Source organism: Corynebacterium sp. PCR 32 (assembly GCF_037464985.1).
In the GTDB taxonomy this organism is placed as follows: Bacteria; Actinomycetota; Actinomycetes; order Mycobacteriales; family Mycobacteriaceae; genus Corynebacterium; species Corynebacterium kroppenstedtii_D.
The window spans coordinates 875,869-897,985 of record NZ_JBAHVL010000001.1; the positions used below are offsets into that span (position 1 = coordinate 875,869).

Annotated in this window: 20 protein-coding genes and 1 tRNA gene; 3 read left to right on the plus strand and 18 right to left on the minus strand. The window is 52.2% G+C overall.

Features of this window, described 5'->3' with window-relative positions; translation table 11 throughout:
- Positions 1-151 precede the first annotated feature (151 nt).
- The 3 genes from rraA to V5S80_RS03770 all read left to right on the plus strand — a co-directional run bounded on the left by rraA (position 152) and on the right by V5S80_RS03770 (position 1,772).
- Complete coding sequence (gene rraA, locus V5S80_RS03760; RefSeq protein WP_395169364.1) at positions 152-688, plus strand: ribonuclease E activity regulator RraA; 537 nt, start codon at positions 152-154, stop codon at positions 686-688.
- A 57-nt stretch (positions 689-745) separates the two neighbouring features.
- Positions 746-819 (plus strand) — tRNA-Pro (locus V5S80_RS03765).
- 38 nt (positions 820-857) lie between these two features.
- Entirely contained in the window at positions 858-1,772 is a 915-nt protein-coding gene (locus tag V5S80_RS03770; RefSeq protein WP_395169365.1) for a class I SAM-dependent methyltransferase, read from the plus strand.
- Positions 1,773-1,828: 56 nt separating this feature from the next.
- Here the strand turns inward: V5S80_RS03770 and der are convergent, their stop codons facing one another.
- The 18 genes from der to V5S80_RS03860 all read right to left on the minus strand — a co-directional run bounded on the left by der (position 1,829) and on the right by V5S80_RS03860 (position 21,819).
- On the minus strand, positions 1,829-4,192 hold the full coding sequence (gene der / locus V5S80_RS03775) for a bifunctional cytidylate kinase/GTPase Der (protein WP_395169366.1): 2,364 nt from the start codon (positions 4,190-4,192) through the stop codon (positions 1,829-1,831).
- A 95-nt stretch (positions 4,193-4,287) separates the two neighbouring features.
- Complete coding sequence (locus V5S80_RS03780) at positions 4,288-5,124, minus strand: pseudouridine synthase (RefSeq protein WP_395169367.1); 837 nt, start codon at positions 5,122-5,124, stop codon at positions 4,288-4,290.
- Between the two features lie 133 nt (positions 5,125-5,257).
- Positions 5,258-5,971, minus strand: coding sequence for a dethiobiotin synthase (bioD, locus tag V5S80_RS03785; protein WP_395169368.1), 714 nt, complete (start codon positions 5,969-5,971; stop codon positions 5,258-5,260).
- Between the two features lie 102 nt (positions 5,972-6,073).
- The gene (gene bioA, locus V5S80_RS03790; RefSeq protein WP_395169462.1) at positions 6,074-7,363 is read right to left on the minus strand and encodes an adenosylmethionine--8-amino-7-oxononanoate transaminase; all 1,290 of its coding nucleotides are present in this window, start codon (positions 7,361-7,363) and stop codon (positions 6,074-6,076) included.
- A 78-nt stretch (positions 7,364-7,441) separates the two neighbouring features.
- On the minus strand, positions 7,442-8,044 hold the full coding sequence (gene scpB, locus V5S80_RS03795; RefSeq protein ID WP_395169369.1) for an SMC-Scp complex subunit ScpB: 603 nt from the start codon (positions 8,042-8,044) through the stop codon (positions 7,442-7,444).
- Positions 8,045-8,087: 43 nt separating this feature from the next.
- Positions 8,088-8,900, minus strand: coding sequence for a segregation and condensation protein A (locus tag V5S80_RS03800; protein ID WP_395169370.1), 813 nt, complete (start codon positions 8,898-8,900; stop codon positions 8,088-8,090).
- A 20-nt stretch (positions 8,901-8,920) separates the two neighbouring features.
- A complete protein-coding gene (locus V5S80_RS03805) occupies positions 8,921-9,778 on the minus strand; it encodes a ParA family protein (RefSeq protein WP_395169463.1) in 858 nt (285 codons plus the stop codon).
- A 265-nt stretch (positions 9,779-10,043) separates the two neighbouring features.
- Positions 10,044-10,976, minus strand: a complete 933-nt coding sequence (locus V5S80_RS03810; RefSeq protein WP_395169371.1) for a site-specific tyrosine recombinase XerD — start codon at positions 10,974-10,976, stop codon at positions 10,044-10,046.
- Between the two features lie 111 nt (positions 10,977-11,087).
- Positions 11,088-11,750 carry an NUDIX domain-containing protein gene (locus V5S80_RS03815; RefSeq protein ID WP_395169464.1) on the minus strand — a complete coding sequence of 221 codons (663 nt, stop codon included), beginning with the start codon at positions 11,748-11,750 and terminating at the stop codon, positions 11,088-11,090.
- Positions 11,751-11,898: 148 nt separating this feature from the next.
- On the minus strand, positions 11,899-13,563 hold the full coding sequence (locus tag V5S80_RS03820; RefSeq protein WP_395169372.1) for a CTP synthase: 1,665 nt from the start codon (positions 13,561-13,563) through the stop codon (positions 11,899-11,901).
- Between the two features lie 127 nt (positions 13,564-13,690).
- Complete coding sequence (locus V5S80_RS03825; protein WP_395169373.1) at positions 13,691-14,659, minus strand: copper transporter; 969 nt, start codon at positions 14,657-14,659, stop codon at positions 13,691-13,693.
- Positions 14,660-14,687: 28 nt separating this feature from the next.
- The gene (gene steA, locus V5S80_RS03830) at positions 14,688-15,881 is read right to left on the minus strand and encodes a putative cytokinetic ring protein SteA (protein WP_395169374.1); all 1,194 of its coding nucleotides are present in this window, start codon (positions 15,879-15,881) and stop codon (positions 14,688-14,690) included.
- 129 nt (positions 15,882-16,010) lie between these two features.
- Positions 16,011-17,726 carry a DNA repair protein RecN gene (recN, locus tag V5S80_RS03835; RefSeq protein ID WP_395169375.1) on the minus strand — a complete coding sequence of 572 codons (1,716 nt, stop codon included), beginning with the start codon at positions 17,724-17,726 and terminating at the stop codon, positions 16,011-16,013.
- A gap of 104 nt (positions 17,727-17,830) precedes the next feature.
- On the minus strand, positions 17,831-18,790 hold the full coding sequence (locus tag V5S80_RS03840) for an NAD kinase (protein WP_395169376.1): 960 nt from the start codon (positions 18,788-18,790) through the stop codon (positions 17,831-17,833).
- Positions 18,787-19,617 carry a TlyA family RNA methyltransferase gene (locus V5S80_RS03845; protein ID WP_395169377.1) on the minus strand — a complete coding sequence of 277 codons (831 nt, stop codon included), beginning with the start codon at positions 19,615-19,617 and terminating at the stop codon, positions 18,787-18,789. The genes V5S80_RS03840 and V5S80_RS03845 overlap by 4 nt, the downstream gene beginning before the upstream one ends.
- Positions 19,610-19,816, minus strand: coding sequence for a hypothetical protein (locus tag V5S80_RS03850; RefSeq protein ID WP_395169378.1), 207 nt, complete (start codon positions 19,814-19,816; stop codon positions 19,610-19,612). The genes V5S80_RS03845 and V5S80_RS03850 overlap by 8 nt, the downstream gene beginning before the upstream one ends.
- Complete coding sequence (locus tag V5S80_RS03855) at positions 19,807-20,859, minus strand: HAD-IIA family hydrolase (RefSeq protein ID WP_395169379.1); 1,053 nt, start codon at positions 20,857-20,859, stop codon at positions 19,807-19,809. Before V5S80_RS03855 ends, V5S80_RS03850 begins: the two co-directional genes overlap by 10 nt.
- Positions 20,860-20,907: 48 nt before the next feature.
- Complete coding sequence (locus tag V5S80_RS03860; RefSeq protein ID WP_395169380.1) at positions 20,908-21,819, minus strand: tetratricopeptide repeat protein; 912 nt, start codon at positions 21,817-21,819, stop codon at positions 20,908-20,910.
- Between the last annotated feature and the right edge of the window lie 298 nt (positions 21,820-22,117).

The following is a 22,117-nucleotide window of genomic DNA, read 5'->3' on the forward strand; positions in this document are numbered from 1 at the left end:
GCGTCCTTGTTGCATGGAGATATGACGGATGAATTGTGGCTGGTGAGACCGAACCGGCTATCCAGCGTAGCCCAGATGGACGGGATGGTGCGGTGGCGGTATTTCATGGAAACCGCCCGGGGGTGAAACGGTTCAGGTTAATCTGCTGGGTATGACTGATAAACAACACATCACCAGAGGAGAACTGGGCGCAACGAGTTTTATTCCCACGGCTGATCTTGTCGACATCATTGGTCCGGATGTTCGGTCTTGCGATGTACAGTTCGGAAACTACGGCGGAATCGTTAACTTTGAAGGTTCGATTTCGACCGTCAAGTGCTTCGAGGACAATGCGCTTCTTAAGTCGGTGCTGAGCACGGACAATCCGGGCGGTGTTCTCGTCATCGACGGTAACGGAAGCTGCCATACCGCGTTGGTGGGCGATAATGTTGCTGCACTTGGCCGCGATCACGGCTGGTCAGGCATCATCGTTTATGGCGCCATTCGGGATTCGGCTGAGATCGGCGAGATGAATTTTGGTGTGAAAGCTTTGGGAACAAACCCGCGAAAGGCGTCTAAGACTGGCGATGGGGCGAAGGATATTATCGTGAGCTTTGGCGGGGTTGATTTTATTCCAGGACACTATGTGACGTGTGACTCCGACGGAATTGTTGTCACTGAAGAGCGCATCGATCCACGTCAACATTAATTTTTTGTGGTCACTATCCACTGCGGTATGCTGCAGTGGTTGCCTTTTCAGGGCGATCGGACTGTGGCGCAGTTTGGTAGCGCACTTGACTGGGGGTCAAGGGGTCGCAGGTTCAAATCCTGTCAGTCCGACAAAGTTATCCTTGCTCCTTTTTGTTGAGGGTTCACTTGTGTCTTCAGAGGTTAACGAGAGCAGTTATTCCGACCCCTCTAAAGATATTCGCAATGCTGTCACGCCAGTTAGGCCAGCGTATTTCCCTGGCCAGTGCATCCCTGCTCGTTCTCACCGTAACCGTCCGGTGTTTGCGTCGAGCGCCGACAGACAGGAAGCAGCGGCATCTTTTCGTTCCCAGGTTAGCCAGTATGGCTCGGTACGCCCTGGGTATCCTCGCGAGGTTATCGACCTTCTCGCCCGACACGTCAACAGGATCGAAAGCAGCTGTCACAGTTCACATCCACGAATACTCGACATCGGTGCCGGGCCGGGCTCTCTGACGGTCGACCTTGAGGCATGGCTCCCCGGCGCTATCATTGCGGCAGATCCATCCCCCGACATGGCATCATCATGTGCACAGAGGCTACCGGGTGTTCCAATTATCCAGTCGCGGGCAGAATCAACTGGACTCAAAGACGCTTCCCTTATCGCAGCGACGTGTGCACAAACATGGCACTGGGTGGACACATACGATGCCTGTCGTGAGCTAGACAGAATTTTGGTTGACGAGGGGGTCTGGCTCCTCGTTTGGAATACACTTGATGTGAAAATCCCCTGGGTCCATAGACTCGCACGCATCATGCATTCTGGTGATATCTTGCGTCCTGGTTTTGTTCCCGAGGTGGTTGAACCATGGATTATTTTTGATAGCTGGCGTGGGACGTTCACCCAGGACATCACACCAAGCAACATCATCGAACTGGCCCATACCCGCTCCTATTGGTTGCAGGCGAAGCCTGCTATACGTGAGCGCGTCGATCATAATCTGCGATGGTATCTCTGCGAACATCTCGCACTGCCTGAGGATCAGACAATCAAACTTCCTTACAGGACGGACGCGTTCATTATGCGCCGCCACTCTTCTCACTAAGGTGAACTGCAGGGACAGGCGCCTCGACTAGCGAGTTTTCAGCGTGACGCGAGGAGTTATTTCCGGGTCCTTTTCTCTCGAACGCGAACGGCAATTCGCACTGGCGACCCCATAAAACCGAATGTCTCACGGAATTTCCGCTCGAGGAACCGCCGATACCCGTGTTCGAGGAATCCAGTTGTGAACAACACAATCACGGGTGGTCGTGTTGACGCCTGCGTCGCAAAGAGCACACGAGGCAGCCGCCCTCCCCTCATCGGAGGGGGTGTCTGTGCAATCACAGCACGTAACCACGTATTCAACTGCCCCGTGGGGACACGACCATCCCAGCTCTCAAGAGCCTCGATCATGGCAGGCTCAAGCTTGTGAATCGCCCGGCCAGTCTTGGCTGAAATATTGACGCGCCGGGCCCAGGGGATATGCGCTAATTGAAGCTCAATCTCACGGTCAAGCATGTCGCGTCGATCTTCATCAACGAGATCCCATTTATTATAAGCCACGACGAGCGCACGACCAGAATCAAGAATCATCCGCAGAACTCGCTGATCCTGCTCGGTGACAGGCTCAGAGGCATCGACAAGGAACACGACAACTTCGGCGGCATCGATGGCGCCTCGTGTACGGAGGCCAGCATAGTATTCGTGGCCTGATGCGGTTTTCGTTTTCTTCCGAATTCCGGCAGTGTCGACAAAAGTCCATGTTTTTTGGTCAAGTTCGACAAGCGAGTCCACGGGATCAACAGTTGTACCCGCGACATCATCGACGACGGCACGGTCCTCCCCCGTCATCTTATTCAACAAACTCGACTTTCCGACGTTCGGTTTACCGACAAGGGCGGCTCGGCGCGGGCCAGCCGTGATGGATTCCTGGCGTGGACGATCGGGAAAAACTCTGAGTACTTCGTCAAGGACATCAGCGGCACCATGACCGTGTTTGGCGGAAACTGGGTAGGGGTTGTCGAGTCCAAGTGCCCAGAACTCTGCAAGATCTCCATACTGTGTAGGAGAATCGAATTTGTTGGCGACCAGTATGACAGGTTGGTCAGCTCGGTGAAGCTTTCGAGCCAACATTTCGTCAGATGCCGTGATTCCAACTTGGGTATCGACAACGAAAACGATGACGTCGGCAGTTTTCATGGCGCTTTCAGCTTGTCGTGCGATGGCGGCATGCATGCCTTTGGCATCGGGGTCCCACCCGCCTGTGTCTTGCACCCAGAAGCGACGCCCATTCCATTCTCCGATGTAGGAAATACGGTCGCGCGTGACGCCAGGGAAGTCTTCGACGACGGCCTCGCGTCGGCCAATGAAACGATTGACTAGAGTGGATTTTCCTACGTTGGGTCGGCCTAAGATAGCAACGGTGCAGAGTGCTTCTGATTGATTTCCAGTGTCGTCAAAAACTCCGAATGCTTCTTCGACGGACTGCCAGTCGGTGTTGTCATCGGAGGTAACGAGGAGGGTGCTGATATCATCCTTACTCACCGTTGTGATATCCGGGCTGACATCGCCCGTGTTGGCGTCAGCCAATGAGTCACGATGGTCGGCAACTTCACTGTCGATGACTGACTCACCGCCGAGAATATGCCCTTCTGTCGTGGTGAATACGAGTTCCTCCAGGGTGGGGTCCTCATCAGGTTGATTGTTCGAAACAGTTGGTGAGTTAATCCCAGATGAATCATCATTGGCGCCCAACATGGTGTCTCCAGCGGACTGTCGAACAATCTCGATTATGTCGTCGACAACCTCATCGATACTTTTGTGGCTCGTATCAATGATGACAGCATCGTTAGCTGGTTTGAGGGGGGAATCTGCCCGCGAAGAATCTTTTCGATCTCGCTCTTGCACATCGTTGAGAACTTGATTGAAGGACACATGACGTCCTGCCGCGCGATCCTGGTCGTACCGTCGTTGTGCACGTACCTCAGCATCTGCAGTCATGAAGATTTTGCACGGTGCCTGAGTTAATACGACGGTGCCGATATCGCGCCCTTCAACCACACAACGCCCAGCGGCATAGGCCATCGAATACTGTAACTCCACAAGGTTGTGACGAACTTCCGGGATAGCGGCCAGCGCTGAGACTGCATTTGTCACACGCGCCGTGCGAATATCATCGGCAACGTTTACCCCGTCGAGGGTAACTTCAGTCGAGTGTGGATCATCGCTGATCACCAAGGGCAGGTCAGAGGTCGCTTCAATGACAGCCTCACTGTCAGTAGGATCGATACCGGCGTTGAGCACATGAAGGGTAGCCACACGATACATCGCACCGGTATCCAGGTACGAGGCATTTAGTTTCGTAGCTACAGCCCGGCAGACAGTGGATTTGCCTGTTCCAGACGGCCCATCTACCGCAACTATCAAGCCGCCTTCCGGGGTGTTGGTAATTGCTGAGTGATCCGATGCGTAAGTAGTTGACATCGCTAAACTCCTATTATTATTTGCCCTGGATATCAGCCACAGTAATCACATCAGAGCGCACGGCACTGGGTACAGGGGCAGTACGGTAACCGAAACTACATATCAACAGCGTTGAACAAACTCGTGAGCTCCGAGCGGTTCAATGCCCGAATGGAGCCGGGAGTCTGCTCTCCTAGCTGTACCGTGTGAATTTTGGTTCGAACTAGCTCTTGGACGGGAAAACCTGCAGTCTTCAGCATCCGGCGGACAATGTGCTTACGTCCTTCATGCAGCACAACTTTCACAATGGACCGTCCTTGCCACACATCGATGATCTCAGCATCATCAGCGCGGGCGATACCGTCATCAAGGTCAACCCCTTGCGTAAGACGGCGAAGAATCTGTTTATCAACCTCACCAAGAACAGTGGCCAAGTATGTCTTTTTGATTCCATACTTCGGATGAATCAGTCGGTTGGCCAATTCACCATCATTCGTCAAGAGAAGCAGCCCCTGCGTAGCTGCGTCCAGGCGACCTACGTGGAAAAGCCTTTGACCAGCATCAACCTTTTCTCCAACAATGTCTCCAACACAGGGGCGATCCATGTCATCATGCATGGTCGACTGGACACCCCGCGGCTTATTTAACGCAAAATACTGCATCGATTCATTGACAACGACCCGACTTCCGTCAACCCGAATTACGTCATGACCCGGGTCTACCCGGACACCCTGCCGAGTAACGATGCTTCCATTAACCTCAACACGACCTTCATCGATAAGCTTTTCCGACATTCTCCGGGATGCAACCCCTGCAGATGCCAAGACTTTTTGAAGACGAATGCCTTCACCTGAACGATGTTCCGATGGAGGATTCTTTACATGCTGACGTCGAGCTGGTTTAGCTTTTGGTACATATTCCGGTGTGCCGTCACGGCGAGCGGTAGAAACCACGAGGTAGACCTTTCCGTATTGCGTATAAAAAATTATGAGCGTGCGAAGTTAAAACTTCTATCGCGACGTTTCAGATATCAAATACTGCCCACGCAGCATATATGGCGTGAGCAAATCTGTCACTTTTCTTGGATCATCTAGGAACTGAGAACATTTTCCTCTCAAGGTGAACGACTCGATCGATAATGTCAGGAACGAAAAACTCTTGTGCTTTCTGTACAAACTGTTGCTGCGGCCACGACCCTGCCCCTTCCGGTATATACCCCAGTACATCGCAACCAGTAACCGCTGGCAAATCAACCCGATTACATTGTGTGGCCACGTCTGGATTCACTGGAAAGGACCCACCAATGAGACCAATAACACTCAGACCCCGACTCTTCGCAACCTCAACTGTTAATGCAGCGTCATTCAGGCTTCCGAGACCGGTTGAACACACAATGAGGAGTCGAGCGTTGAGCTCACGGCCTAAATCAGCAATGGTCCAATCCTCCCCCATACGGACAAGAAGACCCCCAGCGCCTTCGACGAGGACAACACGTCCGGCCTCATCGTAAGCCCTAATTTCCTCAGCAACGGTAGCAAGATCCGGACACTGCATAGCTGCCCGGCGCGCAGCGGTTGCCGGGGCTAGTGGCTCCGGAAATCGGTAGAGCGTTACTGCGTTTGTGATCCCAGTGAGCTCCGTCATACGGCACGCATCTCCATGCCCTTCGGCCTCACCGGTCTGCATTGCCTTTACGATAAAAGGCTTATACCCTGCCTGCTCGAGCACCACACCAATCGCACCGGTGACGACGGTTTTCCCCACATCAGTTCCGGTTCCGGTCACAATCACAATACTCATTGTCGACAACACTTCCCCGCGAGGTGACTGATCAATTCTTAACCCTTTCTCTGTCTCATATGCGTGTTATCGTCCTGTCCGTAGAGTCACACCACACCACGTCTATGTTGATTCGTCAACGATATTCCTGATAGCCCGACAGATCGCTGTGATATCTTCACTTGACGAGGTAAACGGAGGCATGCAGTACACTAATTTTCCAAAGGGGCGGAGCCACACTCCTGATTCAACAGCCACCTGGGTGGCGCTACACATGTCAATCGGCCTGACAGTTTCTACAACGCCAATAGCTCCCATGGCGCGAAGTGAGGCCACGGCCGGATCATCTACTAACGGCGCTAACCCAATACGCAGTTCTTGCTCGATGCGTGGGACAGCTAATCGCCAATAGCCGTTGTCAATCAGGTCTCCTGCTGCCCGTGCAACGGCGCATGCCAGTGGGTTTCCCATATACGTGGGGCCGTGCATGAGCGCGCCCCCGCCCTGTGGTGTCGAAATCATCGTACCAATGCGACGAGTCGTTAAGGTTGCGGCGAAACTCATCATCCCGCCGGTTAGAGCCTTGCCAATACACATGATGTCTGGAGTTACGGCAGCTAAGTCACAGGCAAACAGGCTCCCGGTACGGCCAAAACCGGTGGCAATTTCATCAACAATAAGGAGAATGTCGTGCTTATCGCATAAGCGTCGAAGACCAGTGAGTAGTGCGGAATGGTGAAAGCGCATTCCCCCGGCGCCTTGCACAATGGGTTCGACGAGCACTGCAGCGACAGTGTCGTCGATATATGACTCAAATTCCCCTAAGTACGTATCGATATCGTCAAGCGTAGAGTGGGCGTCGCTGCTGTCACTGCTTTCTGTTTTGTCACCAGATCTGTTAATGGCCGTGATATCGCAGCTCGGATCAGTAGGAGGTGCTGGAGCAAAAATCTGTTTCACGAGGGTGCCTTGCCAGAAAGAATGCATGCCGTTGTCGGGGTCACATACGCTCATGGGGCCCTGAGTATCCCCATGATAGCCACGGCGCCAGGTAACCAACCTATGACGCTCTGGGTGCCCGTTTCCCCGTTGGTATTGAAGTGCCATCTTCATAGCCACTTCCACTGATACTGACCCAGAATCTGAATAAAAAACGAGATCAAGCCCCTCAGGGGAGCGCGATATCAACCATTCGGCTAATTCCACTGCCGGCTGATGGGTAAGCCCCCCGAACATAACATGGGGCATCTGGTTAATTTGTTTGCAGGCTGCTTCAACAAGATGAGGATGGCGGTGCCCATGTGCAACGGTCCACCAGGAACTCATGCCGTCAATGATGCTTAGCCCATTCTCCAGGTACAGGCGGGTACCTTCAGCGGACTTCACGGGGATCGGTGGCACCGTTGCTGGCATTGGACTATACGGATGCCAAATGTATTTCTGATCAAAAGAAACAGGATCTTCCACTCTCGCCACCCTACTGAACGGCGTTTAGTAGGGTGTATCGAGCTCATCAATCGAGTCAACATCTGGCAATAACGGTGCCAGGTCTGGGAGTTCAGATACATCTGATAGCCCCATTGTTTCCAAAAACAGCTCGGTAGTTTCATATAAATGAGCACCCGAGGTCTCATCATGCCCGACCTCTTTCACCAACCCCCGAAGCGTAAGTGTCCGTATGACCCCATCACAGTTGACACCACGGACGGCGGCAACCTGAGAACGCGTTACAGGCTGGCGGTACGCGACAACTGCTAAGGTTTCCAAGGCTGCTCGTGACAGCTTCGATTGGGTCCCATCCAACAGAAACGCCTCGACTGCTGGAGCATGTTCCGCTCGGGTATATAGCCTCCAGCCACCACCAACGTCGCGTAAATCGATGCCGCTGCCCCTCTGATCTAACTCAGCTTTCCACTCTTCAATGATGGCGAGAGTTTCTTCCTCGGTCGCCCCCACAGCCCGAGCTATGTCAGAGGCCGAAGCAGGATCATCGAGAACCAACAGGATAGATTCCACAGCAGCACGGAGAGCAGAGATCTTCGCCAGACTCACAGTCGATCGGATATTAAACTCCGCTGAACCCACTATATTCACTCTCCACTCCACGCATATTTTGACAGATGCCACATTGGCGCTACTATTCCCAATTCGCTGCGGCAACCACTGCCGGATCAACATCTAGACCAGTCCAGGCCACAAACATTTCCCCTAATGGTTCGTTCTGCTCGATGTCAGTAGCATGAGCTTTAAATAACTCTAACAACGCTAAAAACCGTCCAACGACCTGCATTGATACGGTGCAGTCTGATGTCAATTGCTCAAATGAGCGCCAGGACTGCGCTCCAACAGCTCGAAGCATCGAAAGGATGCGGCCCGCCTGCTCTGGCACTGATACAGCTACCGAATGGACATGCGAAGTGCTCACCGATTCTGGAGGGCGAGGCCGAAAAACAGCTGCGGCCATTTCTGCAAATGAATGTGGAGTGTGTTCTATCCGGATTGGAGGCAGAAGTCCCGCGAAGGAATCTTCAAGCCCCACTGCACGGGGATAGCGCCGAGCAGCATTCGCATGACGCAATCGCAGCTCTTCAGCGATTTCTTTATATGCTCGATATTGAAGCAACCGTGCAAAGAGGAGATCTTGGGACTCCAACAGCGCAAGGTCTTCTTCGCTCTCAACTTCTCCCCGAGGCAAAAGGCGGGCTGTTTTCAGATCTAACAAGGTAGCGGCAATAACAAGAAACTCAGTAATTTCGTCAAGGTTCTCTGACTTACTCAAACTGCGGGTATAGCTGACAAACTCATCTGTAACCTGTGCAAGGGCAACCTCCGTAACATCCAGCTTGTGACTGTGAATAAGCTGTAAAAGAAGGTCAAAAGGACCCTCAAAATTCGCTAAGGCTACACGGAACCCCGTAATCTCTTCTTGGACTCCCTCACCGTAGGTCATGTCGTCAGAGCCCTGTTCTATCACTGGTTTAGCCGCTCTACCATCTCACTAGCCACTCCCCGATATTGTTCGGCAGCCTCTGATGTGGGCGCCCAGGTGGTAATGGGCTCTCCAGCTACTGATGTCTCGGGAAAACGCACAGTCCGAGTAATTACAGAATCAAATACCTGATCACCAAAGACTTCAATGACTCGCTCCATAACTTCACGCGCATGGAGAGTTCGACGATCAAACATAGTCACAAGGATTCCAATAATATCAAGATTGAAATTAAGTCGATCCCGAACCTTTTCCACTGTGTCGGTAAGCAAAGCTAAACCACGTAACGAAAAATACTCACATTCCATTGGAATGATGACACCTTGCGAACAGGACAAAGCATTCACAGTCAATAGCCCTAGTGAAGGTTGGCAATCAATAATGATGTAGTCGTACTCCCCCATCACTGGGCGAAGGGCACGTCCCAAACACTGCTCACGCCCCACCTCATTGACCAATTGAATCTCAGCCGCCGATAAATCAATGTTCGCCGGAACAAGGTCCAATCCTGGAACCGCGGTACGATGAATAGTTTCAAGGACCGACGTCGAGGGGTCAACCAACAAGTTAAAGACCGTGAGATCTAATTCATCATGAGGGATGCCAAGACCAGCCGACAATGCCCCCTGAGGATCAAGGTCAACAAGTAAGACACGGCGACCGTACTCAGCTAACGCCGCGCCCACATTAATAGTGGACGTCGTCTTCCCGACACCACCTTTTTGGTTACACATCGAAACGATAGTGGCTGGGCCGTGTCTTTTAAGATCTGGAGGTGCTGGAATCTGACGCCGAGGCCGGCCAGTTAACCCCAGCTTAGTTTTCGAGTCGTCAAAGATACGATCACCTTTATCCGACTCGAATGGAGAAGATCCAGCCACAGTCAATCCTTCCTCCGGAACCCTCAAACGATGAAACTCATCACTGTAATTCACTTTTCACTCTACAATACAAAGGAGTTACACCGCGCAAGTCAGGTTTAAAAGCTTGACTTTATTCAAGCACATGTTGAGAATCTGTTCGACTAGAACAGCGAGAAAACCAATCAACAACCGACAATGTGCTTAGAGTACCGGTCAAGGCTAGGCACATCTACATCAACAGTCACGCACGAGGATGCGACGTGGCATAGACCTCCCGAAGATTTTCTATAGACACCGCTGTGTAGATTTGAGTCGTCGTCACACTCGCATGTCCTAACAATTCCTGAACAACCCGAATATCCGCTCCCCCCTGGAGAAGATGAGTCGCATACGAATGTCGTAGAGTGTGGGGACCAACGGCATCGCCTAGCCCACAACGCTCTGCTGCTGAATGAAGGAATTTCCACGCAGATTGCCGCCCTAAGCGATTACCACGGTTATTCAAGAACAACGCCTTATCACTTTTTTTGACCATAGATGGCCGCCCCTGCACTAGCCAGGCATCAATAGCATGTAGCGCGGGAGCCCCGATCGGTACCAGGCGTTCTTTTCTCCCCTTCCCCATGACACGAACAAACGAGTGTCCCCGATCAATCGAATCAATATCAAGGCTAAGCGCTTCACTAATCCGCACACCGGTGCCATATAACAACTCAACGAGAGCACGGTCGCGGAGTGCGATCGGATTGTGTGACTCAGGTATTGGGCATGAATCGATGAGACGAGCCACTTGTTCGACAGTTAGAGCGTGGGGCAAGGTTTGCGCGGGTCGAGGAACAGATACTCCGACAGTAACATCACTAACTAGGGCGCCTTCTTCATGGGCAAATCGATGGAGTGAACGTACAGTTACAGTTGCACGTGCTGCCGACGACGCCGCTAACGGCGACCAGCCTAAGGTAGGGTCCCCCTGTCGTAGATCAGCAATAAACTGTTCCACTTCGTTTTCATCGACACGATCGATAGTAAGATTACGCAACTTCATCCAGGACACGTATTTATTCAGGTCCCGGCGATAGTTTGACAGAGTATGCGGACTAGCATTCTTTTCAACGGCAAGATGATCCAAATACGCCGATACTAGTTGGTCAGCGCGAACAGGGTTATGTTCCATATTGTTGGACCTCCAGACCGCTGGGGAGTGTCTCCCATAGCACCTGTAAAAGAAATAGGTTTCTCCTTGAGTATAAAATTCGCTCTGAGGATCCCAGCAGGGAAGGTCTGATCACACCCCGGTTACTCTTACCTTCAGATCATCGATGGGTTCCCCCGCTTCACGGAGTTGTTTTTCACGGCGCTCAGCTAATCGATGCGGACGTAATTCATAGGGTTCATCAACGCGGCGTGGAGAGCAACCATTGTTTATAACCTGAGCAGCAATCAGGATCCCTGATACCGCGATGGAATTACAAATTGAACCATCCATCACCTGGTCAACAGCGCTGGCGAGATCGACCCAGGTTGATCGAAGATCAGCCTCTTCATCCTCAGGTTCAGGACGATCAACTTCAGTCAGGTCACGGGCGAGATACACGCGAACTGCTTCTTCACAAAACCCTGGCGAGGAAACAACATCAGCAAGTAAATCCCACCTTCTCGCAGACAACCCCACTTCTTCCTGTAACTCACGAATCGCAGCATCAAGGGGGCTTTCTCCAGCTGAATCCAATAACCCCGCAGGAAGTTCCCATAGACGTCGACCAACACTGTGGCGATATTGGTGAATCAGTTTGATCCGGAGTCCGTCATAGGCGACGACCGCCACTGCACCAAAATGCTCCACAATTTCACGCCGCGCCGACGCACCGCCGGGCATTGACAGAGTATCCTGCCGTACGGCAATAATCGGTTCGTCGAGCAGATAGGTCGAGTCTTCGACGGTAAACACATACGAACCTGGCGCGCTCTGGTCGTCAGAGACATCGTATCCAACTCCAGAGCGATAGTCTGGGCTGTTCAATGAAGGATTCGTGACTACCCCTTCTCGGCTATTGTTTTTATGGCGCAGGGGCGCGCGTTGAGACCAGGAGGCCAGACTAGTTCATTCTGTCGTTCTTGTAGACCAATCCCGCTTTAACAAGACCTGTGAACAATGGGTGTGCCTTCGTTGGCCGTGACTTGTATTCCGGATGTGCCTGTGTAGCAACCATGTATGGATGATCGGAGTACTCAACAAATTCCACGAGTTTTCCATCTGGCGACGTACCCGAGAATTTCAAACCAGAGCCTTCCGTGATCCGTCTACGATAGGCGTTGTTCACTTCATAGCGGTGACGGTGGCGCTCCGATACATTTCGGGTCTGGTAAGCAGCAGCTACCACAGATCCTTCTTCGAGCACAGCGGGATATGCACCCAATCGCATGGTGCCACCGAGATCCGCTTCTCCCGACACAGCGGCCATCTGCTCAGCCATCGTCGAGATCACTGGTTCTGCTGTCGCGGGATCAAATTCAGTTGATGAGGCATCTGCGATCCCTGCGGCACGCGCGGCTTCAATAACGACACACTGGAGTCCAAGGCATAGACCCAAGAAGGGAACCCTATAGGTACGAGCGTATCTGACAGCGCCAATCTTGCCTTCAATTCCGCGTATACCGAAACCACCTGGTACGACGATCGCATCGACGTCCCTTAATTCCTCTTTTGCCCCATCTTCAGTCTGACATCCATCAGAGGGCACCCACTTCACGCGAACACGGGTGTTATTAGCAAAACCACCAGCACGAATAGCTTCGGTGACACTCAGATAAGCGTCAGGTAGGTCAACGTACTTACCGACCAGCGCCACGGTAAGCTCATACGCGGGCTCGTGCACCTTGCGGAGCAAAGAATCCCATTCCTCCCAATCAACGTCACGGAAGGGGAGCCCTAGACGACGAATCAAAAATGCATCAAGGTGTTCACGATGCAGAACCTTGGGAATATCGTAAATAGAGTCAGCATCCGCACAGGAAATGACGCCTTCCTGATCAACGTCACACATCAAAGCAATCTTTGCCTTCAACGGATCTGGGACCTCCCGATCACAACGCAAGACGAGTGCATCAGGAACAATCCCAATGGAACGCAGTGCCGCAACAGAATGCTGTGTTGGCTTCGTTTTTAGCTCACCCGACGGAGCTAGATACGGCACAAGCGAAACATGAATAAAGAAAATATTTTCTCGGCCCACGTCATGACGGATCTGACGGGCAGCTTCAAGGAAGGGCTGCGATTCAATATCTCCAACCGTGCCGCCAATCTCTGTAATAACAATGTCAGGACGTACACCATTGTCGTCTGGCCGGTCCATAGCCAAGATACGATGCTTGATCTCGTCGGTGATGTGAGGAATCACCTGAACAGTATCCCCGAGATATTCACCGCGCCGTTCCTTAGCTATAACCTCAGAATATACCTGTCCAGTGGTTACATTCGCGTTCCCAGACAAATCACGGTTTAAGAAACGTTCATAGTGCCCCAAGTCCAAATCAGTTTCTGCACCATCATCAGTAACAAAAACTTCTCCATGCTGAAAAGGATTCATTGTGCCCGGATCTACGTTCAAGTAAGGATCCAGTTTTTGCATGGTGACTTTAAAGCCGCGGGCCGTTAACAGTTGCCCTAAAGAAGAAGCTGTTAGCCCCTTACCCAACGACGAGGCAACACCGCCGGTGACGAAGATAAATTTGGTAACATGCTCGGCGCGCGATTGCGACACTATGTTCTCCCGAGGATCGCTAGTGGAGTGATAATCAATCTCGGGATTTCAGCATAACACGAAAGCTTCGCCATCGTCATTTCACACCAGATTAGCTGCAATATCAGCCCAGGATAGCCCAGAAACACTACTCAGCGATAGTAGCTTTGGCCCCATCCATCGTGCCATATGAACCCTGTTTACCAGCAATTTCATCGGCGGCTGCACGAACTGCACTTACCTGCCCCGTGAAGTGGTCGATATCATCAACAGTAGAGACAGCCTTGCCCGAATCTCCTCGACTACCCTTCGATGACGACTTCCGGAGACGGTCGACAACTCCATCACGCTGAGCAGCCCCGGAACGAGAAGCAACAACGACACCTGTTCCATTGTCCTTCAGCCCATATGCGAAATCATGAATTAACCCGGCAACGTAGTCGCGATTACCATCTTTACCATCAGAATCACCGGTAACGAGAATTGCAACATCGGCCGACTGATCGAGGCCTTCAGCAGTAATAAAATCCCCTTGGGTTAACGCATCACTCACAATCTTGCGCTCCGTACCGGTAGACTGCTCTTTGCTAGTGAGATCACCACTCCTGGTTTTCTTTAAAAAGGTTCCGCCCATAAGCTGACCAATGTGTCTTCCGGGTGATGAGTTATGTTCCGAGAGTTGGACTCCTGCCGGCAATGTCGTTGCAGCAATCGACTTTAAATCGTCACCCCCACCACGTTTAATAAACGCGTCTTTAAGACCGATAGTTCCAGCAAGATGACCGCCTGACGGCTCAATGAGAGCTTTTACAGCATTGACATCGTCCTTGTTGGTGTCAGGCGTCGTAATAATTAAGACACCTTTGTCTTGTAGTCGCCCCGACACAGCTTCAGGTGCGAGTGAAATACCTAATTGATCAGCTGCTTGCACGTTCTTATTAGCTTGATTTCGCTCAGCGGTCACCGAGTCAACTTTCCGCTCGGTATCAACATTATGCCGGGTGATCTGACTACTGGCACCAGAATGAGGCCCCAATACATACACGCCAAACACGGTGCCTAACGCTATCCCGCTCGCAATGCCCGCTACGGCAATACCTGATCGATTGTAAGACAAACTGTGCTCCTATGGCTGTAGAGACTGCCTATTTAAAAAGATCCTGAACGCTAACCGCGAGGCTGTTCCACGTATCTATCAGGTTGTTGATAAATGAATCGTTACCTGACAGCCCCGCAATAAGGATCACAGTAATAATCGCAATGACGATAGCGATTACAGCCCACAGCCAGCCTAGCCCTGAGGACCGCACCACATATAGTTCGTTAACCGCCGATGCATCTACCAACCGCGTACCTACACGTGCTCGAGTGAGGAGCGCAGAGGGAGCCGCATCGCGTTTGTTCTCGTCAAAGAGCATCTCAACGTCAAAAGTTTCTCCGCAATTAACTACGAGTGACGCTCCATGGTAGCTCGCAATCAACAACGCCAAATCCGCCGCGGAATCAGTAGCCGCCGGGAACGTCATCGCTCCGATTCCGAGATCTTGAATTCGCTCCAGCCCCGCAGCATGGCCATCTGGATCAGCTGGTAAAACTACTGTTGCTCCCGACCGTAGAGCGCGATCGTTAATAAGTTCCGGGTCTCCCACAATGATCGCTGGCTTATATCCCTTTTCGAGCAAGAGATCAGCTGCACTTTCCACACCAATGAACAGAGGATCGTATTCGCGGATAAACGACCGCAATTCTTTGAGCTGTGTCTCCAACTTGTTCGATGGGCTTACCACGATGACTTTTCGGTCTTCGATAGGTACATTGACTTCAGGAATTCCTAACCCGTCAATAAATAGCGGCGACTCTGAGCGTACAAACTCGGTAACATTCCCAGACAGCGCCTCCATATGGTCGCCAAGCTGCTCCCGGGACTCTTCAAAAACCGTGATAGCCTGCTCAATTGTGACCTCTTGGCCTCTAGCGACCTCATCCTCACCTTTGTAAAAGACACCATCAGCGAGACGATAGGTTTTGCCGGTGCGTAATGCCCTCCGACCTTCGGCACCAATGCCGTCGACGAAGATAATACCTGCATCGACAAGCATCTGGGGGCCAAAACGTGGAATGCCCCCTTGCGCCGTCGACACTTCCGTCACAACGGCTGAGACATGCTTATCGATGGCATGCTGTGCCAAACCTCGAGGGATGTCAGGTCCGTCGAGAACAACGATGTCTCCTTCACTGATCTTACGCAGCTCTTTCGAGGAATGTGCGATATCTCGAACTGTGGCAGTCAACCCTGGCAGATCCGATTGCGACCGAGAGAACAGTTTCATGGGGGCCATCTTTCCTGATTACATGCTTTGATGCACAGAGGCGCGCCGACCAGGCAATCCTATTGATGCACCGAACTACTGTTACTGAAGTTACAGAGCGATAGTACTGTTCCCCGCTGCATGCGGTCAGAATTCCGATTACACAGACTCCGCAGCACGTTCGCGCGCTGCTGTGGCTAGGAGTTCTGTAGCGTGCGCACGACCAGTATCGGTATGATCCAGGCCCGCCAGCATTCGAGCGAGTTCTTCAACCCGTTCATCGGTCGTGAGGTTCTTGACACCCGATGTTGCTGCTATCGACGTATCAATCGTTTTCGTGACTACCAGATGTTGATCGGCAAACGCAGCAACCTGTGGTAAATGGGTGACGACAATCACTTGACACCGCCGTGACAATCTCATGAGTCGACGACCGATCTCAACTCCTGCGCGTCCCCCTACTCCAGCATCAACTTCGTCGAAAACGATGGTTGTCCCACGGCGTTCAGCGGATAAGACTACTTCGAGCGCAAGCATTATACGAGATAATTCACCGCCAGATGCAGCTTGAATGAGCGGCCGAGGTTCCCCTCCATCAAACGAGCGAAGGCGAAATTCAACCTCATCAGTCCCGTCCTTCCGAAAAATGGTCCCTGTTGTCACCGCGATGTCTAAAGACGAGGTAGGCATCGCGAGACCACGCATTTCCTCAGTAACTGCTGATTCAAGCTTCACCGCAGCGCGACGCCGCGCAGCAGTCAATTTGTCGGCACACTGGCGTGTTTTAATCCCTGCTTCTTCAGCTTGCTGAGCTAATTTTTCAATTGTTTCTGTCGAGGTATCGAGCCCTTCAAGTCGCTCACATGCTTGGTCTCGCCACTGGAGTACACCATCGATAGTTGACGCGTATTTCCTGGTCAGATCATTGAGTTTTGCCTGGCGTTGAAGTGCAGCGTCAAGTTCACCGGGGTCGGAAGAAAGGTCTCCCAAGTACCTGGCTAAATCGGACGAAACCTCCGCGAGTTGTTCCGCTGCGCTTTGAATTTGAGCCCCTAGCCGGGAAAGCTGAGGGTCTGGACTCACTGATAATGCTGACTGCGCTTGTCCTAATAGATCTGTTGCTGACGATACATCGTCCACGTCATCTGAGGTGAGCATCTGAAACGCCCTGCTTGCAGAGTCTCTGAGCGAATCAACATCCTGCAACCGCTTAATCTTCTCGATGAGCAGATCATCCTCATGCGGAGATGGATTAACAGCATCAATCTCGTCGAGAGCGAATCGGAGTCGGTCTTCTTCCTGGGCCATCTCCCGACGATGCTCCTGTCGTCGAGTAAGTTCTCTTGTCACCGACCGCCAATGATCACGATAAACTTGATAGTCAGCTTTTATGCGCGCGATCTCGGGGTCAATTGAATCGAGTGCATCACGTTGTTGATCGCTCGATAGTAAGTGCAATTGATCATTCTGACCGTGGATAACTAATAAATTATCAACAAGTTCTGCTAAACGGCCTGCGGTGACGGTCCGACCCCCAACGTGAGCACGCGAGCGTCCTTTCGACGACACTGACCTGGAGACCACAACCTCTTCATTCTCGATGTCGCCGCCCACATCATCGATTGCAGCCTTAATCGCAGCGCGATCAGCATCTTCGAGTTCAGAAAAATCAAAGATTCCCTCAACGAAAGCCCGAGACTGTCCCTCACGTACTCGCGATGATTCAGCACGCGTCCCTTGAATCAGTTTGAGGCCAGACAACAAAAAGGTCTTTCCTGCTCCGGTTTCACCAGTGAGAACGGTAAGGCCTGGAGACCACGACGCAGTAGCACGTGGAAGAACACCTAGATTCTCAATGCTAAGTTCAACCAGCACTACGCTTCTCCTTTCCCACGTACACGACCGCCCGGCAGTGCATGCACCATATCCCGTCCACCGCTGCCATCATTGCTGCCAAACAATGGTTGTACCGAGAGCATTTAGTATGAATTTCGAATTACACCCGACAACCTATCGTGGTGCGGATTGTTTTTTGGTCCCCGCCACCCAGACACCGGCAACCGGAATTTCGATACCAAGCGGTCGGTAAATGGAGCTGCATCCAGTCTAACCCACCTGACGGGTTGATCGCCCCGCCGAACCTCAACCCTAGATCCTGGAGGAATAGGAATCCGCCTGATTCCGTCCAAATTCGCGGTTGCCGATTGAGTGGAAGGATTAGTTTCAACCGCAACCTCAGAAAACGGGCTCACAACAAGAGGGCGAGCAAAAAGCGCATGGGCATTGTTTGGGACGACAAGGATTGCGTCGAGGGAAGGCCATAATACGGGGCCGCCCGCCGAGAATGAATATGCGGTTGATCCTGTTGGTGTTGAGACCAACACGCCATCACATCCAAATGAGCTCACCGGACGCTGATCAATCTCCAACACGGCATCGAGGACGCCTTGTCTATCCACATTCTCAATGGCGACCTCATTGAGAGCCCATCCGCGACCGAGACTACGACCATCAGGGCCGTGAACGCTCACTGATAGAGTCATGCGGTCCTCGACACGCCAGCTATGATTGATCACAAGCTGCAGAGCTTCAGGAAGAGATTCCTGCTCCCACTCAGCTAGGAAACCAACATGACCAAGGTTAATGCCGAGAACCGGAAGATCGGCAGCATGGGCGATATCTGCCGCACGCAAGAACGTTCCATCCCCGCCAAGCACGAGTACTAACTCAATATGATCGGTGTCAACCTCGCCTGCCCGAAAAATCGGAAAGGTTCCGAGAACTGGATGCTTGGTAATGGGATCTGAAGACTCACTCGCCAGAACCCACACTGTCAGTCCTGCGACATGCAGATACTCCGCTGCTTCCGCGGCTGCTGCCAAATTAGAGTCTCGACCTGTGTTGGCTACAAGCAGAATTTCCCGTTTCTTTTCTTTCATTGGGGTCCTTCCTGCACTGCGGCTGTCACCATCGATTCAAGTTTACTGAGTTCTACTGACTGCGCCCCGCCATCGTTAATGAGCCAGAGAAAGTATTCGACGTTACCGCTAGGACCTGGCAGTGGTGAGGCGACTACACCACGGAGCGACAGTCCGAGACCTTGGGCATAGTGAGCAATCTCCGTCGTTGTTTCGATTCGGAGCTGGGCAGAGCGAACCACACCGCCCTGTCCTAGTCGATCTTTACCGACCTCAAACTGTGGTTTAACCATTGGAAGTAGATCTGCGCCCGCATCCATACATGCTACTACGGCTGGGAGGACCAATTTCAGGGAGATAAACGATAAATCTCCCACCATGACGTCGCAGAGCCCGTTTGTTAGTTGTGGCGTGAGATTGCGAACATTTGTCCTGTCCAGGACACGCACTCTGGTGTCGTCTTGCAAACGCCAGAGCAACTGCCCATATCCGACATCAACGGCGACAACTTCGCAAGCACCACGTTTCAGGCATACATCAGTAAAACCCCCGGTGGAGGCTCCGGCATCCAGTATTTTTCGTGCTTTAATTGATAATCCCTGGGGCTCGAAAGCGTCCAAGGCCCCAAGGAGTTTATGGGCGCCACGTGAAGCCCAATCATCATCGAGGTTTTTGTCGACTTTGATAGAAGCTTCAGAGGCGACCATCGTCGCAGGTTTCACCGCTATAAGGCCATTAACGACGACGCGTCCACCTCGAATCATCTCAACGGCCTGGTCACGCGAGCGCGCAATTTTTCGCTTCACTAGTTCAGCGTCGAGCCGACGCCGAGCAGGCTTTTTAGCCACGGGTGTCCTCCAACACGCTAGAGAGCAGGTTATGAGCCTTTTCTAGGCGGTCTGTCTCCGTTGCCAAGTCAGAGGGGTCCCCGTCCAAGATGTCATATAATTGCGCAGACAACTGGGCATTTAACTCCTCCGGCGTTTTACTTGCTTCACCTGTGCGCTTCTGTCTACGGCGTTCGACGTCTCCTGGTGTTACCGCCATGTATCAATCACATTCTGTGCATGTTCATCAGTAGCCGTTACTGTCGTGACAGGCGGGGCGCCTTTCCTCCACACAACAGCCAGAGCGCCAAGCAACGCGTCGTGAGAACGTCCTTTATTACTGGGCGTGTGGGAGTTATCAATAGAGGACAGCGTTAGAACCCCCTCGGGGGTCAGGTGAATTCTCCAACCAGGCTTGGGCTCTGGAGTTGATTGCACAGCTGGCCTGAAAAGAGCGGTCATATCTTCCGCAATATATGTTGGGCGTTCTGATGGCTCAGCTACAAGAAGATCGTGGTGTCCCGACACCCCCGTCATCACCATCAGAGTCGACATGCCCGCTGCTACCCCTCCAGCAATGTCAGTGTTAAGCCGATCGCCCACGGCTAATGGCCGTACTGAATTCAGTTCTGAGGCGGCTTGCGTAAACATATCGCCTGAAGGCTTTCCTGCTGAAAGTGGTATCACGCTGGTAGCTGAGGTAACCGCCGCGATCATTGAACCATTGCCGACGGTAAGCCCTCGCTCAGTAGGAAGTGTTGTGTCCATATTCGTTGCGATGTACATTGCGCCGTTATTAATGGCAAGCGCTGCCTCTGACATTTGCGCCCATCCAGTCGTGGGGGCGTGACCTTGGATGACAGCGACGGGGAAATCGTCCGCGGATTCGACAACGACAAAACCTGCTTTGACGGCTAGTTCCTTTAATGCGGAAGAGCCCAACACGAGGATTGCTGACCCCTCTGGCACTTTCTTTGTAAGCAGGCTGATCCCAGCCTCTGCGGAAGTCAGAATATCCCCTGGTGATGCAGGGAGTCCCATCTCACGGAGGACGTTGGCCACCGTATCAGATGAGCGTGAGGCGTTGTTGGTTATATATTTGAAACCAACATACGGATATACCTGTTTGAGGGTAGCTACAGCCTCTGGAATGGGTCGCATGCCGTGATACACGGTTCCGTCTAAGTCAAGAAACAAAGCATCAGCACGATCAATGAGACGATCGCCCGATGCAGACTCTGACCTATCTTTCAGGTTGGTCATGTCAATTCCTAACTGAAAACCACCGCCCACGTGGACGATACTTCGTTACTAGTTCTCGAGTTCAAGGAGCCTGTCGTTTGCGTCAAGGAGTTCATCAGGGTCATGATCAATGGTTTTTTGAAACCAAGCTTTTGCCTCTTCAATACGACCTGCGGCCGCAAGTGAATCCGCGTATGCGTAGAAAAGGCGAGGCGCTTCTTCATCATCCCTGTTTTCGTCAAGGTTTTCCTGTTCGAGTCCAGCAACCGCAGCATCATACTGTTTTAGGTCTCGTCGGGCCCCGGCGACGACAATTGCCAGTTCTTCTGCTGAACTCGAATCCAGCTTCTCAATTTGCTCCGAGGTTGCTAAAGAAATCGCCTTTTCGGGATTACCCAACCCACGTTCGCAATCAGCCATGACCGCTAGTAAACCTGGGCCACCTGAGATTCGACGCGCTGCTCGTAGTTCGGACAGGGCTTCCTTCCACTCTCCTGCATGATAGGCGGCGATTCCGCACGTTTCGCGCGCAATAGACACACGGCCTGCACGGTCCTTGGCAGCGCGAGCATGCTTCAGGGCAAGAGTTGGGTCTTCGTCCATCGCTAAGGCGCTGGCGACCATATGTTTGGCAACGACCTCAGCGTTCTGCTTTGAAAGGCTGCGGAGATCTTGACGGACACTCGGATCTAAATCACGTTCCGAAATATCGGGGGGTAACGTGGGTTCATTCGCGTGGCGTTTCGACCGTTCCTCTCGATAACCATGTTGTGTGGGACCAGAGCGTCCTGAGGCGAACTTCGACTTGCGTCCAGGTCGACCGCCCCCTGTGCTCTGTTTGCGGAATTCTGCCCTTTGACCGCCTTGTTGACCACCAGAACGTGTCTCTTTAGAGCGTTGAGGCGCGCCTTTTTTGAAGCCGGGAGCTCGTTGCCCATCGAACTTACGGCTTGACCTCCCACCCGACTGGGAATCCCTCATGCTATCGATCACTTCTCACTATATATAAATAACAATATTGATTAATAGCTGCCTCTCGATTCTTAACTAATTAAAGAGTCTATGCAAGAACAAGCAGCCGACAAGATGATAGCAGAATCACCACGTATCCGCGGATATAGGATTCGCGACTTTGTAACTACCAGCCCCCAGCGTTTGTACGTGTATTGTTCTACGCTATCTGTTTTACAGTTGCGCGACAAGTGTAACTGTGGTGTCGCCCGCACCCCCGGGGCACCCACACACACAAAAAAAAGGGGGGTGCATGGCGCACACAACA